The following is a 14,934-nucleotide window of genomic DNA, read 5'->3' on the forward strand; positions in this document are numbered from 1 at the left end:
GCCGAGCAGGGTTCCCCTGTGACAGCGAGTAACAACGGGTCGAGCGCCCGGCTGGACAGCCGGGCGCTCGTGTCACAACGTGCTGTCGGTCAGCCGACCTCGGGGTCGCCCTTCGTGTACGTGAGCCGTTCGACCTGACCCGGCTGGAACTTGTCCTCAACCTTCTTGCCGTTGACGAAGAGCTCGATCGAACCGGCGTCTCCGAGGACGAGGTCGACGCGCTCCTTGTCCTGGAAGGTCTTGGACTGGCCCTTCTGCAGCAGACCGTCGAAGAGCATCCGCCCGTTGTGGTCCTTGGCGGAGATCCAGCTCTTGCCCTGAGTGGCGCTGAGCTTGACCGTCACCTTGTCCCGCGGGGCCGCGGCGATGGCACTGTCGGAGGGTACGGACTTGGGGTCGGCGGTCTTGGTGGGCTTGGGCTTGGGGCTGTTCGTGTTGGGCGTCGAGCCCTCCGCGACCTGGGTGTTCGTACCGCCGTCGTCGCCACCCTTCAAGAAGGTGAAGCCGACGAAGCCGATGACGACGACGATCGCCGCGACCATGGCCGCGGTCCAGTTGGGCCGACGGGGATCGGAACGGATCCGCTCGGCTTCGAACAGCGGCGCCGCGGGTGTGGGCGCGGGTCGGCCGCCGTGCTCGCCGTCGTACTGCGAAACCAGCAGTTCCGGATCGATGCCGACGGCGCGCGCCAACGTACGAATATGGCCGCGGGCGTATACATCGCCGCCACAGCGGGTGAAGTCGTCCTCTTCGATCGCGTGCACGATGGGGATGCGCACCCGGGTGGACGAGCTGACCTCTTCGACCGTGAGACCTGCGGCGATTCGAGCCTGCTGGAGCACTCGACCGATCGAAGGCCGGTCGTCTTCGGGGGAGTTGCCGATGGACACGGGGGCGCCTTTCGAGCGTGAGCCACCTGCTGGGTGTTCAGTCTAGGGGTGGTACGAAAGGGTGGGGCAACCGGGAGAGAGGACTTTGTACGCCATCAGATTCGAACACTGTCCCATTTACCGGACCGCCCCGTGGAAGTACATTCTGCTGTCCCTCCAGTCAAATTGACGTACGACCCGACGAAACGGTTGCTCTTCCCACCCTTACGACGCTGTTTCCCCGCGGATCTGGGCCAACACCCCGTCCAGCTCGTCCGGTTTCACCATGACGTCGCGCGCCTTGGACCCCTCGCTCGGTCCGACGATGTTGCGCGACTCCATCAGGTCCATCAGCCGGCCTGCCTTGGCGAAACCGACCCGCAGCTTGCGCTGGAGCATCGAGGTGGACCCGAACTGGGTGGAGACGACCAGTTCGGCTGCCTGGCAGAGCAGGTCGAGGTCGTCGCCGATGTCCTCGTCGATCTCCTTCTTCTTGGCGGAGCCGACCACCACGTCCTCGCGGAAGACCGGCGCCATCTGATCCTTGCAGTGCTGGACGATGGCCGCGACCTCGCCCTCGGTGACGAAGGCGCCCTGCATGCGGGTGGGCTTGTTGGCACCCATCGGCAGGAACAGTCCGTCACCCTTTCCGATGAGCTTCTCGGCGCCGGGTTGATCCAGGATCACGCGGCTGTCGGCGAGCGACGAGGTCGCGAAGGCGAGCCGGGAGGGCACGTTCGCCTTGATCAGACCGGTGACGACGTCGACCGAGGGCCGCTGGGTCGCGAGCACCAGGTGGATACCGGCAGCGCGCGCCAGCTGGGTGATGCGGACGATGGCGTCCTCGACGTCGCGTGGAGCGACCATCATCAGGTCGGCGAGCTCGTCGACGATCACCAGGAGATACGGGTACGGCGAGAGTTCGCGCTCGCTGCCTTCCGGCGGCTTGACCTTGCCGTTGCGCACGGCCTGGTTGAAGTCGTCGATGTGCCGGAAGCCGAACGCGGCCAGGTCGTCGTACCGGAGGTCCATCTCCCGTACGACCCATTGCAGGGCCTCGGCGGCGCGCTTCGGGTTGGTGATGATCGGCGTGATCAGGTGCGGGATGCCCTCGTAAGCGGTCAGTTCGACACGCTTGGGGTCGACCAGCACCATCCGCACGTCGTCCGGGGTCGCCCGCACCATGACCGAGGTGATCAGGCAGTTGATGCAGGACGACTTGCCGGAACCGGTCGCACCGGCCACCAGCACGTGCGGCATCTTCGCGAGGTTGGCCATCACGTAGCCGCCCTCGACGTCCTTGCCGAGCGCGACCAGCATCGGGTGGTCGTCCTCGGCCGCGTCCGCGAGACGCAGCACATCGCCGAGGTTGACCATCTCCCGGTCGGTGTTGGGGATCTCGATGCCGACGGCGGACTTCCCCGGGATCGGCGAGATGATCCGGACGTCGGGGCTGGCGACGGCGTACGCGATGTTCTTGGCCAGCGCGGTGATCCGCTCGACCTTCACGGCCGGGCCGAGCTCCACCTCGTACCGCGTCACCGTCGGTCCACGGGTGAAGCCGGTGACGGCGGCGTCGACCTTGAACTCGGTGAAGACGTTGGTCAGGGAGGCGACGATCGCGTCGTTGGCAGCACTCCGGGTCTTGCCCGGACCGCCGCGTTCCAGCAGATCGAGCGAGGGCAGCGCGTACGTGATGTCGCCGGAGAGCTGCAGCTGCTCGGCGCGGGCCGGCAGGGGCTGGGACTGCGACGGATCGGGGGCGGGCTTCGTCAGATCGGGTACACCGCCTGAGGTCGCCGCGCCCTTCCCCACCCCGGTGCCCGGCTCCGCCTCGCGGGCGCCCGGCACCGGAGTGCCCGAGCGCTCGCGGTCACGCTCGACGGAGACGCCCTGGGTCAGGTCGGCGACGATCGCCGAGGGCGGCATGCCGTTGAGCACCGCGCCGTCGAGCGCCGCGGCCGCGGCCGCGGCGACATCCACCGCATCCATGGTGCGGTTCATCGCGGGCTGCACGGACGGCCTGCGCGGCCTGCGGCGCTTGGAGAGTGCCTCGGCCTCCGCCTGCTCGGGAGCGTACTCCTCGGGCGCCTCGGAGCGGCGCACGGACGAGCGCCGTGAGCGGGCGGGAAGCGCCTCGCGCCACTGCTCGTCGTACCGCTCGTCGTCGCTCTCGTCCTCCGCCTCGGGGTCGTACACCGGGTCGACGATCCCCAGCCTGGAGCCGAGCAGCCGCAGCCGCTGCGGAATCGCGTTCACCGGGGTCGCGGTGACGACGAGCAGACCGAAGACAGTGAGCAGCAGGAGCAGCGGTACGGCGAGGACCTCGCCCATGGTGAAGACCAGCGGCTTGGAGGCGGCCCAGCCGATGAGTCCGCCGGCATCCTGCATCGCCGCGGTGCCGTCCCCGCGGCCGGGCGATCCGCACGCGATGTGGACCTGCCCGAGCACACCGATGACCAGGGCGGAGAGTCCGATGACGATACGGCCATTGGCCTCGGGCTTCTCGGGGTAGAGGATCAGCCGTACGGCAATGGCACCGAGCAGTATGGGGACGAGCAGATCGAGCCGCCCGAAGGCGCCGGTGACGAGCATCTCGACGAGGTCGCCGACGGGACCCCGCAGATTCGACCAGGTGCCCGCGGCCACGACCAGCGCGAGACCGAGCAGCAACAGCGCGACGCCGTCCTTGCGGTGTGCGGGATCGAGTCCCTTGGCACCGCGGCCTATGCCGCGGAACATCGCGCCGACGGCGTGGGCCGCACCGAGCCAGACAGCGCGCACCAGCCGGTACACACCCCCGGTGGGAGACGGTGCGGGCCTGGGCGCAGCCGCCTTCTTCGCCACCGCCTTCTTGGCCGGAGCCTTCTTCGCGGGTGCGGTCTTCTTCGCGGGCGCGGCTTTCTTCGCCGGGCCCGCGGTACGGCCGGGACGCTTCGCGGTGCCCGCCGTGCCCTGGGAACCCTTGCCGGACGTACGTGAGGCCATGGGGCCGAGGTTACCGGTGTCGGCCGCCGTGAACACGTGCCCCTCTTGGTTCACCCGACCGTGTCGCCCTACAGAGACCGGAAACTGACACGCCCTCACCAGGGGTGGATCGAGCGGCCGTCCCCGAACCCGGTTCCCGGGCCGGGGGGTTCGGCGAGCGGCGGCGTTACGAGGGAAGCGCGGCCGTGCCGCTTCCGGTGCCGGGCTCCAGCGCATCGAGCGCGCGCCTCAATCCGGTCAGCTTCCGTTCAAGATGGGCCGCGGTGGCCACCGCGGCGGCGTCCGCCGACTCGTCGTCAAGCTGCTTGGAGAGCGCCTCCGCCTGCTCCTCGACGGCCGCGAGGCGCGCCGAGAGCTCGGCCAGCAGACCAGCAGGCTCCTTCTCCTGGCCGGCGCCGGGGTGGCCGCCGCCCTCCAGCTGCAGCCGCAACAGCGCCGCCTGCTCACGCAACTGGCAGTTCTTCATGTACAGCTCGACGAAGACCGAGACCTTGGCGCGCAGCACCCAGGGATCGAACGGCTTCGAGATGTAGTCCACCGCGCCGGCCGCGTAACCCCGGAAGGTGTGGTGCGGACCGTGGTTGATCGCGGTGAGGAAGATGATCGGGATGTCCCGGGTCCGCTCCCGCCGCTTGATGTGCGCGGCGGTCTCGAAACCATCCATCCCCGGCATCTGAACGTCCAGCAGAATGACCGCGAAATCGTCCGTGAGCAGCGCTTTGAGCGCTTCCTCCCCTGACGATGCCCGTACCAGCGTCTGATCGAGCGCAGAGAGGATGGCCTCCAGCGCCAGCAGATTCTCCGGCCGGTCATCGACCAGGAGGATCTTGGCCTTCTGCACCATGGCCCGTCCTCCTCGCCCCGGAATTGCACCGGGCGCCGCCCCAGGGGACGACTCCCTTACGCCGTCCGTCCTTGTGCCGGTCATGGTAGCCGCACCCCGCCCGTCACCACACCCTGTCACCGCGATGTCACTGTGCACATACCGGAAACGCGGTGGGAGACCAGAAGGTTCCCCGTCCACCGCGTTCTCACACCCCTTCGAGCACAGTCGATCAGCAACCTATCGCGATTCGTTCCAGAGGCGATCACTCTCCGCGCATCCACTGCTCCATGACGGAGAGCAGATGATCAGCATCGGCAGGCTTGGTGACATAGTCGGAAGCACCGGAGTCGATCGCCTTCTCCCGGTCGCCCTTCATCGCCTTCGCGGTCAGCGCGATGATGGGCAGTCCGGCGAACTGCGGCATCCTGCGGATCGCCGTCGTCGTCGCGTAGCCGTCCATCTCCGGCATCATGATGTCCATCAGCACGACCGTCACATCGTCGTGCTGCTCCAGGACTTCGATGCCCTCACGCCCGTTCTCCGCGTACAGCACCGAGAGCCCGTGCTGCTCCAGCACGCTGGTGAGCGCGAAGACGTTACGGATGTCGTCGTCGACGATGAGGACCTTCTCGCCGTTGAACCGGAAGACCCTGCGGGTCTCGGACTCCTCCTGGCCGGACTGGGTCAACGACTCCTGAGCCGGTGCAGCCGACTCGGTGTGCCCAGCGGTCCTGGGCGGCAGCGCGGTCCGCCGCTCCGCCCCGCCGAGTGCCTTGCGACGCCGCCGGAACAGCCCCGCGGAACCGGCCGCGTCATGCAGCGCCGTCCCCGAACCCGTGTCCGGGACCAGACCGTTCCCGGCCGCGGCACCGTGCGCCTCGATGGAACCGGGGCCGATCTGCGGGTAGCCCTGCGCCGGCAGCTCGCTCAGGCGCAGCGGCAGATACAGCGTGAAGGTCGAGCCGCGGCCCGGCTCGCTCGACGCATGGATCTCGCCACCGAGCAGCCGGGCGATCTCCCGGCTGATGGACAGCCCGAGCCCCGTACCGCCGTACTTGCGACTGGTCGTACCGTCCGCCTGCTTGAACGCCTCGAAGATCACCAGCATCTTGCTGGACGCGATCCCGATCCCTGTGTCGGTGACCGAGAACGCGATCAGATCGGCGTCGGCGTCGCGCAGCGAACCGGCTTCCAGGAGCTGCTCGCGGATGGCGTTCGGCACATCCGCGCCGGCCGGCCGGATCACCAGCTCGACGGCGCCGCTGTCGGTGAACTTCACCGCGTTGGAAAGGAGGTTCCGCAGTACCTGGAGGAGCCGCTGCTCGTCCGTGTGCAGCGTGGCGGGAAGCTCCGGCGACACCCGTACGGAGAAGTCGAGCCCCTTCTCGGCGGTGAGCGGCCGGAAGGTCGCCTCCACATAGTCGACCAGCTGGACCAGTGCGATCCGGGTCGGGCTGACGTCCATCTTGCCCGCCTCGACCTTCGACAGATCGAGGATGTCGTTGATCAGCTGCAGCAGGTCGGAACCTGCGCCGTGGATCGTCTCGGCGAACTCCACCTGCTTCGGGGAGAGGTTTCCCTCGGCGTTGTCCGCGAGCAGTTTGGCCAGGATGAGCAGTGAGTTGAGCGGCGTGCGCAGCTCGTGCGACATGTTCGCCAGGAACTCGGACTTGTAGCGCATCGAGACCGCGAGCTGCTCGGCACGCTCCTCCAGGACCTGCCGCGCCTCCTCGATCTCGGTGTTCTTCACCTCGATGTCACGGTTCTGCTGGGCCAGCAGTTCGGCCTTCTCCTCCAGTTCGGCGTTGGACGCCTGAAGCGCCTTCTGCCGGTTCTCCAGCTCCTCCGAGCGGTCGCGCAGCTGCTCGGTCAGCTCCTGCGACTGCTCCAGAAGCTTCTCCGTCTTGGTGTTGACGCTGATCGTGTTGACGCTGGTCGCGATCATCTCGGCGAGCTGGTTGAGGAAGTCCCGCTGGATGTGGGTGAACGGCTGGAACGAGGCCAGCTCGATCACACCGAGGACCTGCCCCTCGAAGAGCACCGGCAGCACGATCACATGCGCCGGCGGCGCCTCGCCGAGGCCCGAGGAGATCTTCAGATAGCCCGGCGGCACATTGTCCACCTGGATCGTCCGCTTCTCCTCCGCCGCCGTACCGATGAGCGTTTCACCGGGCCGGAAGGACGTCGGCATCGAGCCTGCGGAGTAGCCGTAGCTGCCCCGCATGCGGAGTACGTACGCACCCTCCTGGTCCGCGTCCGCCACCACCGCGTCGGTGTCACCGGTCGGCATGGCCAGGAAGAACACCCCGTGCTGCGCCGAGACGACCGGGGTCAGCTCGCTCATGATCAGCGAGGCGACGTCATCGAGATCCCGGCGTCCCTGCATCAGACCGGAGATCCGGGCGAGGTTGCCCTTGAGCCAGTCCTGCTCCTTGTTGGTGGCCGTGGTGTCGCGCAGGTTGGCGATCATCGTGTTGATGTTGTCCTGCAGGGCCTGGATCTCGCCGGCCGCGTCCACATCGATCTTGAGGTTGAGATCGCCACGGGTCACCGCGGTGGCGACGGCCGCGATGGCCCGCACCTGGCGGGTCAGGTTCCCGGCCATCTCGTTCACGGACTCGGTGAGATCTCGCCAGGTTCCGTCGACGTCCCGGACCCGCGCCTGACCGCCCAGCTGACCCTCGGTGCCCACCTCACGGGCCACCCGGGTCACCTGCTCGGCGAAGGAGGACAGCTGGTCGACCATCGTGTTGATGGTGTTCTTCAGCTCCTGGATCTCACCGCGCGCGTCGATGTCGATCTTCTTGGTGAGATCGCCCTTGGCGATGGCGGTGGTGACCGTGGCGATCTGGCGCACCTGGCCGGTCAGATTGGACGCCATCGAGTTCACCGACTCGGTGAGGTCCTTCCACGTACCGGAGACGCCCGGCACCCGCGCCTGACCGCCCAGCTCGCCCTCAGTACCCACCTCGCGGGCGACTCGCGTCACCTCGTCGGCGAACGAGGACAGCGTCGTCACCATCGTGTTGACGGTGTCGGCGAGCTCGGCGACCTCGCCACGCGCCTCGACGGTGACCTTCTTGGTCAGATCGCCGTTGGCGACCGCGGACGAGACCCGGGAGATGTTCCGTACCTGGCTGGTCAGATTGTTGGCCATCAGGTTGACGTTGTCGCTGAGGTCCTTCCAGATGCCGGTCGCGCCGCGCACCCGCGCCTGACCGCCCAGGATGCCCTCGGTACCCACCTCGCGGGCGACTCGCGTCACCTCGTCCGCAAAGTTGAGCAGCTGGTCGACCATCGTATTGACGGTTGTCACCAGTTCAAGGATCTCGCCCTTGGCGTCGACGGTGATCTTCTTGGAGAGATCGCCCTTGGCGACCGCGGTGGTGACCTCGGCGATGTTGCGGACCTGCATGGTCAGGTTGTTCGCCATGCCGTTGACGGACTGGGTGAGGTCCTTCCACGTACCGGACACACCCTGCACCTCGGCCTGGCCGCCCAGGATGCCTTCCGTACCCACCTCACGGGCGACCCGCGTCACCTGCTCGGCGAAGTTCGAGAGCTGGTCCACCATCGTGTTGAGGGTGTTCTTCAGCTCCAGGATCTCGCCGCGGGCGTCGACGTCGATCTTCTGCGACAGGTCACCGCGCGCCACCGCGGTGGCGACCTGTGCGATGTTACGGACCTGAGCGGTGAGGTTCCCCGCCATGCCGTTCACCGAGTCGGTCAGATCGCGCCACACCCCGGCCACGCCGGGGACCTGGGCCTGGCCGCCGAGCCGACCGTCGGTGCCCACCTCGCGGGCCACCCGGGTCACCTGGTCGGCGAAGGAGGACAGCTGGTCGACCATCGTGTTGATGGTGTTCTTCAGTTCGAGGATCTCGCCGCGTGCGTCCACGTCGATCTTCTGCGACAGATCGCCCCGGGCGACCGCCGTGGTCACCTGCGCGATCTGACGCACCTGGGAGGTCAGGTTCCCGGCCATGAAGTTGACGGAATCGGTGAGCTCCTTCCAGGTACCGGAGACGCCGTCGACCCGTGCCTGACCGCCGAGGCGGCCCTCCGTGCCCACGTCCCGCGCCATCCGCGTCACCTGGTCGGCGAAGGAAGACAGCTGCGCCACCATCGTGTTGACGGTGTTCTTGAGCTCCAGCATCTCGCCGGCGACATCCACGGTGACCTTCTGCGACAGATCACCGTTCGCGACCGCGGTCGTCACCTGCGCGATGTCCCGCACCTGACCCGTCAGGTTCCGGAACGCCGTGTTCACCGAGTCCGTGAGGTCCTTCCACGTACCCGCCGCACCCGGCACCTCGGCCTGGCCGCCCAGCCGGCCCTCGACACCGACTTCCCGGGCCACCCGGGTCACTTCCGAACCGAAGGACTGGAGCTGGTCCACCATCGTGTTGACGGTGTTCTTGAGCTCCAGCATCTCGCCGGCCACATCCACGGTGACCTTCTGCGTCATGTCACCGCTGGCCACCGCCGTGGTCACCTGAGCGATGTCCCGCACCTGCGTCGTCAGGTTCCGGAAGACCGTGTTCACCGAGTCGGTGAGGTCCTTCCAGGTGCCCGCCGCACCCGGCACCTGCGCCTGCCCGCCGAGCAGCCCTTCGCCACCGACCTCGCTGGCCACCCGCGTCACTTCGTCCGCGAAGGTCCGCAGCGTCTCGGTCATCTGGTTGATCGTCTCGGCGAGCTGCGCCACCTCGCCACGGGCGCTCACGGTGACCTTCTGCGACAGGTCACCACTGGCGACCGCCGTCGTCACCTCCGCGATCCCGCGCACCTGCGAGGTGAGGTTCCCGGCCATCGTGTTGACGGAGTCGGTGAGGTCCTTCCACACCCCGGCCACACCGGGCACCGTCGCCTGCCCGCCGAGCTCGCCTTCCGTGCCCACCTCACGGGCGACCCGGGTCACCTCGGAGGAGAACGACGACAGCTGGTCGACCATCGTGTTGACGGTGTTCTTCAGCTGCAGCATCTCGCCGGCCACGTGGACGGTGACCTTCCGCGACAGATCGCCCTTGGCGACCGCCGTCGTCACCAGGGCGATATCCCGCACCTGCGCGGTCAGCCGGTACGCCATGGTGTTGACGGAGTCCGTGAGGTCCTTCCAGGAACCGGACATTCCGCGCACCTGGGCCTGTCCGCCCAGCTTGCCCTCGGTACCCACCTCGACGGCGACCCGCGTCACCTGCTCGGTGAATGCCGACAGCTGGTCGACCAGGTTGTTGACCGTACGGGCCACCCTCAGGAACTCGCCGCGCAGCGGGCGCACGGTCTCGTCGGCCGTGTGCGACCGGAGTTCCATCCGCTGTTCCAGATCACCGTCGGCCACCGCCGACAGCACCCGCCCGACCTCCGAGACCGGCCGCGCCAGGTCGTCGACCAGCTCGTTCGAGGCATCGATGGCCGCGGCCCAGGAGCCCTCGCAGGCCCCTGTCTCCAAGCGCTCGGTGAGCTTCCCCTCACGCCCGACCACGCGACGTACCCGGGCCAGCTCGCCGGTGAGGTGGAGATTGCGCTCAGCGACCTCGTTGAAGACCGCCGAGATCTCTGCCAACGGCCCCTCGCCGGAGACGGTCAGACGCCTGCGGAAATTCCCGTCGCGCATCGCCACCAGGCCGGCCAGCAGTCTGTTGAGCGCCGTGGCGTCCACTTCGATGGTTCCATTGCGCTGTTTCTTCACGGACTGTCCGCCTTTTGTGCGCGTTGCTGATCCCCGCGCCGCCACGCCAGACTCCACCGTGTCCCTCCCGCAGGGGTTGACCGTATCGCTCGGGCCTTGCCTGGGATCTTGCCCAGTTCCACATTGGCTCACCGCCACAGTCCACCGTCGACGGGTGACCATGCGGACGTCAAATCGTTGAAAGCTACCAGGCCGGAACTGATCGAGGTGGAACCTCCAACGGTTGTCCCGCATCCCTCCGTTGGGAAGACCACACTTGTCCGTCCGGACACCGTTTCCTGGTCGCGCTTGCCCGAAGTCGGCCCTCGTGTACCCGACACCGGGAGCGAGCGTCTAGCCTGGCAGGCGAATCGAAGCGGCGAGAAACGGGCACAGGACTCGGGGAAGCGACGAGACACCATATGGGGAGTGCTGTGATCACCGCGCGCGCGGCTGCCACCTTCGACCCGGCCGGGCGCTCCGTCGCGACCGCCCGCGCCTTTGTCCGTGACACCCTGCAGGGGTGGGGGTACGCCGACATCGTCGACGACGCGGTCGTACTCACCAGCGAGCTCGTGACCAATGCTGTGGTGCACGCAGGCACCGCCGCCGATGTGCTGTGCCTGCGTACGGAGGGCGGCGTCCGGGTCGAGGTCTCCGACCACTACCCGGAGCGGGAGATCCCGCTCCAGAGCACCGGCCTCGACTTCGGCAGCCCCGATCGTGAGGGCGGCCGCGGTCTGCTGCTCTGCGCGGCACTCGCTTCCCGGTGGGGCGTCGAGTACACCCCGGAGCACAAACAGGTCTGGTTCCAGCTCGATCTTCCCGAGCGCCCAGTGGGCATCCGTTCTGCGGGCCCGCTGCTCCCCATCGACCTCCTCCCGGTCGCGGACGAGCGCGTCCGGGTCGCCGTCGTACAGATCGACCACTCCGGTGCCATCGCCGGGTGGAACGACGACGCCGCGTTCCTCTTCGGCCACACCTCGGAACAGGTCACCGGCAAACCGCTCACCGACTTCACCGCCTGGCCGCACACCCCCGGCACCAGCACCGGAATTGCCGACGCGCTCCAGCTCTCCCGCTGGGAAGGCAGTTACGGCATCCGGCGCGCCGACGGCCGCACCATCCCCGTGTACGCCTCTCACCTCAGAGTCCGCGACACCCAGGGCGAACCGTCCACGGTCTGTCTTCTGGTCCGCGACCACGAACGTGCCGTACTCCAGTCACCGGTGCGCACCCCGGTCACCGACGCGGGCTCCGAGAACCGCACGACGGACCCCTTCGAGGTGTTCATCGGCTCCCCCGCCCCCGACGACCTCGACGGGCTGCTCCAGCGCACTGTCGAACGGGCCCGCGACATGCTCGACGCGGATTCGGCCTTCCTGCTTCTGGCCACTGATGACGAGACCGAGCTGGAGGTCCGGGCCACCACCGGCCTCCCGTCCGCCCGTCAGCGCTTCGCCCGCGTCCCCGTGGAAGCAGGCACGGGTCGGTACGGCTCCGCCCGGATGCCGGCCGTGCACGAAGACCTCACGGTCGTCCCCGGCGCCGTGCCGCTGCTCAGCGACACCGGTATGCGCTCCGTCGTGACCGTCCCGCTGAAGGTCGAAGGACGCCTCACGGGGTCCCTGGGCGTCGCGACGGAATCGCCCGGCCGGTACACCAACGAGGAGGCCCTGCGCCTCCAGTTCGCCGCGGACCGTATCGCGCTCGCCGTCGAATCGGCCCGCCTCGGCGAACTGGAACGGCTCCGCCGCGGTTCGCTGTCCTTCCTCGTCGAGGCGTCCGACCTCCTCGCCGGCACCCTCGACCGGGACCAGACACTTGCCCTGATGGCCCAGATGACGGTCCCCACCCTGGCCACCTGGTGCGCCGTCTACACGATCGCCGACCAGTCCTCGGAGCCGTACCTCTCGTACGTCCTCCACGAGGACGAAGAACTCATCGACGGTCTCAAGGACCTGCTCTCCAAGATCTCCCCGCCTGACCGCGTACCGACCCCTGGCGCCCGCGTCTGGGCCGCCCCCTCCCAGGCGGCCCACGAGGCCGCGCTGCGCGCCTCCATGCGCAGTCTCGGCCGCGACCAGTCAGACGGTCTCGGCTCCGGCATCCGTACGACCCTGGCCACCGCGGCCGCCGTGGGAGGCGAGACGGTGGTCCTCCCTCTCGTCGCCCGTAACCGCGTCATCGGCATGCTCACGCTCGGCAAGCCGTCCGACGACCACTTCCGTCAAGAGATCCTTGAACTCGCCGAGGACCTCTCCCGCCGCGCCGCGCTCGCCCTCGACAACGCCCGCCTCTACTCGGAACGCGTGGCGATCAGCCAGTCCCTCCAGCGCAGCCTGCTGCCCCCGGGCCTGCCCGACGTCCCCAATGTCGAGATCGAGGTCATCTACCGGGCGGCGGGCGAGGGCAACGAGGTCGGTGGCGACTTCTACGACGTTTTCCCGATCCGCGACGGCGCCTACGGTTTCGCCATCGGCGACGTCTGCGGTACGGGCCCGGAGGCCGCGGCCGTCACAGGGCTGGCGCGCCACGCCCTGCGCCTGCTTGCCCGCGAGGGCTTCGGCGGTCCCGCCGTTCTGGAGCGCCTCAACGCCGCGATCCTCGACGAGGGCTCCCGCAGTCGTTTCCTCACCCTGCTCTACGGGGAGCTGTGGCCCCAGGAGGACGGCAGCGCCCTGCTGAAGGTGGTGTGCGCCGGGCACCCCCTTCCGCTGCGCCTGCGGCAGGACGGCACCGTCGAGGCCGCGGCCGAACCGCAACCACTGCTGGGCGTCATCGAGGACCTCGAACTGTACGAACAGACCGTCACCCTCGACCCGGGCGACGTCCTGCTGTGCGTGACGGACGGCGTCACGGAACGCCGTGAAGGCACTCGCATGCTCGGCGACGACGGCCTGGCCGATGTGCTCACAGGATGTACGGGCCTGACGGCCGGCGCGGTGGCGAGCCGTGTCCTGCGGGCGGTGGAGCGCTTCGCCGCCGACCCCGCCTCCGACGACATGGCCATCCTGGCCATGCGTGTCCCTGAACCGCCCGCCGTCTGACTGCGCTTCACCGGTGAGTCGCCTCTGACAGACTCCGGGTCATGACTACAGAAACGATCACCGCGGATGCCGCGGGCACGTGGCAGCTCGGCGACCTGACCGTCAACCGTCTCGGTTTCGGCGCAATGCGCCTGACCGGCAGCGCCGCCTTCGACCTCGGTACGCCGAGCGACCGTGAGCGGTCGATCGGAGTGCTCCGGCGCGCGATCGAACTCGGTGTGAACCACATCGATACCGCAGCGTTCTATTTCTCGTCGCTGCGCTCGGCCAACGAGCTGATCAACCGGGCACTTGCGCCGTATCCCAAGGACCTGGTCATCACCACCAAGGTCGGCCCGGTCCGGGACCCGTCGGGTGCGTGGCAGCCCCATGCCCGACCGGAGGAGCTGCGCGGCCAAGTGGAGGAGAACCTGCGCCAACTGGGCCGCGACCACCTCGATGTGGTCAACCTCCGTCTCATGGGCCAGGATTCGGTCTCCGAGCACGTCGGCGCCCTGGCCGAACTCCGCGAGGCCGGCCTCATCCGCCACCTCGGCATCTCCAACATCAACAGCGAACACCTCGCCGAGGCACAGTCCGTAGCCCCGGTGGTCTGCGTGCAGAACCGCTACGGCCTCCAGTCCAGGTCCACGGATGCCGACGCCATCCTGCGGCTCTGCGGAGAGCAGGGCATCGCGTTCGTGCCCTTCTTCGCCATCGCAGGCGAAGGCCGCGAGCAGGGGGCGAGTGCCGCCGACTGGAGCGGCGACGAGGTGTTGCGCTCCATCGCTCGCGCGCACAGCGCGACGGTCGCACAGGTCTGCCTGGCCTGGACCCTGCAACAGGGCCCGCACGTACTGGCCATCCCTGGGACCGGCAATCCGGACCACCTCATGGAGAACGTGGCCGCGGCCGCGCTGCGCCTTTCAGCAGACGAACTGGCTCGCCTTGACTCGCTCCATGGGTAAAGCGAAAGGTCCCCACCAGTGGTGAGGACCTTTCGCTTTGACTGAGCCCCAATACGGAATCGAACCGTAGACCTTCTCCTTACCATGGAGACGCTCTACCGACTGAGCTATTGGGGCCTGCTGCCCTGCGGCAACGAGATAGAGCATACCCCGAATTCGGGGAAATGCATAACCGCGCGCGAGGACATCCGAAAGACCAGCCGCGCGAAGCAGCGGGCACTGCAGGGACGCGACAACCAGGCACGCGAGGACGGCCGGCCTCGTGAACGCAGAAAAGCCCCGCACCAAAGGTGCGGGGCTTTCCCGGAATAATTGTTCGGCGGCGTCCTACTCTCCCACAGGGTCCCCCCTGCAGTACCATCGGCGCTGAAAGGCTTAGCTTCCGGGTTCGGAATGTAACCGGGCGTTTCCCTAACGCAATGACCACCGAAACACTATGAAATTAACCAACACCGGACAACAACACGGCCGTTCGTTATTTCAGAACTAACACAGTGGACGCGAGCAACTGAGGACAAGCCCTCGGCCTATTAGTACCAGTCAGCTCCACCCGTTACCGGGCTTCCACATCTGGCCTATCAAC

General features: G+C 67.9%; 6 protein-coding genes, 1 tRNA gene and 2 rRNA genes. 2 read left to right on the forward strand and 7 right to left on the reverse strand.

The genetic code is table 11. From position 1 onward, the window contains the following. Window positions 1–89: 89 nt before the first annotated feature. From AB0915_RS00770 to AB0915_RS00785, 4 genes are all read right to left on the reverse strand, one after another. The gene (locus tag AB0915_RS00770) at window positions 90–890 is read right to left on the reverse strand and encodes a RodZ domain-containing protein (protein ID WP_366689004.1); all 801 of its coding nucleotides are present in this window, start codon (window positions 888–890) and stop codon (window positions 90–92) included. Window positions 891–1,094: 204 nt separating this feature from the next. Continuing rightward, window positions 1,095–3,857 (reverse strand): DNA translocase FtsK, encoded by a 2,763-nt coding sequence (locus AB0915_RS00775; RefSeq protein ID WP_366689005.1) that lies wholly within the window; start codon window positions 3,855–3,857, stop codon window positions 1,095–1,097. A 166-nt stretch (window positions 3,858–4,023) separates the two neighbouring features. Continuing rightward, window positions 4,024–4,701 (reverse strand): response regulator, encoded by a 678-nt coding sequence (locus AB0915_RS00780; protein ID WP_358858908.1) that lies wholly within the window; start codon window positions 4,699–4,701, stop codon window positions 4,024–4,026. A gap of 244 nt (window positions 4,702–4,945) precedes the next feature. Beyond that, a complete protein-coding gene (locus AB0915_RS00785; protein ID WP_366689006.1) occupies window positions 4,946–10,375 on the reverse strand; it encodes a HAMP domain-containing protein in 5,430 nt (1,809 codons plus the stop codon). Between the two features lie 401 nt (window positions 10,376–10,776). On the opposite strand from AB0915_RS00785, the gene AB0915_RS00790 reads away from it, so the two are divergent. Continuing rightward, complete coding sequence (locus tag AB0915_RS00790; protein ID WP_366689007.1) at window positions 10,777–13,404, forward strand: SpoIIE family protein phosphatase; 2,628 nt, start codon at window positions 10,777–10,779, stop codon at window positions 13,402–13,404. A 41-nt stretch (window positions 13,405–13,445) separates the two neighbouring features. Further along, window positions 13,446–14,351 carry an oxidoreductase gene (locus AB0915_RS00795; RefSeq protein WP_366689008.1) on the forward strand — a complete coding sequence of 302 codons (906 nt, stop codon included), beginning with the start codon at window positions 13,446–13,448 and terminating at the stop codon, window positions 14,349–14,351. 44 nt (window positions 14,352–14,395) lie between these two features. Here AB0915_RS00795 and AB0915_RS00800 read toward each other — a convergent pair. The 3 genes from AB0915_RS00800 to AB0915_RS00810 form a co-directional block, all read right to left on the reverse strand. Continuing rightward, a tRNA-Thr gene (locus tag AB0915_RS00800) sits at window positions 14,396–14,468 on the reverse strand. 197 nt (window positions 14,469–14,665) lie between these two features. After that, window positions 14,666–14,782, reverse strand: a 5S ribosomal RNA gene (gene rrf / locus AB0915_RS00805). A 79-nt stretch (window positions 14,783–14,861) separates the two neighbouring features. Then, window positions 14,862–14,934: ribosomal RNA gene (locus tag AB0915_RS00810) — 23S ribosomal RNA — on the reverse strand; the annotation flags it as partial.

Source organism: Streptomyces sp. NPDC048411 (assembly GCF_040704695.1).
Classification (GTDB): Bacteria; Actinomycetota; Actinomycetes; order Streptomycetales; family Streptomycetaceae; genus Streptomyces.

What these genes read in the sequence shown, in the direction of transcription:
- AB0915_RS00775 (WP_366689005.1), bottom strand. Translation starts at nt 3,857, where the DNA reads ATGGCCTCACGTACGTCCGGCAAGGGTTCCCAGGGCACGGCGGGCACC.
- AB0915_RS00780 (WP_358858908.1), bottom strand. Translation starts at nt 4,701, where the DNA reads ATGGTGCAGAAGGCCAAGATCCTCCTGGTCGATGACCGGCCGGAGAAT.
- AB0915_RS00790 (WP_366689007.1), top strand. Translation starts at nt 10,777, where the DNA reads ATGGGGAGTGCTGTGATCACCGCGCGCGCGGCTGCCACCTTCGACCCG.
- AB0915_RS00795 (WP_366689008.1), top strand. Translation starts at nt 13,446, where the DNA reads ATGACTACAGAAACGATCACCGCGGATGCCGCGGGCACGTGGCAGCTC.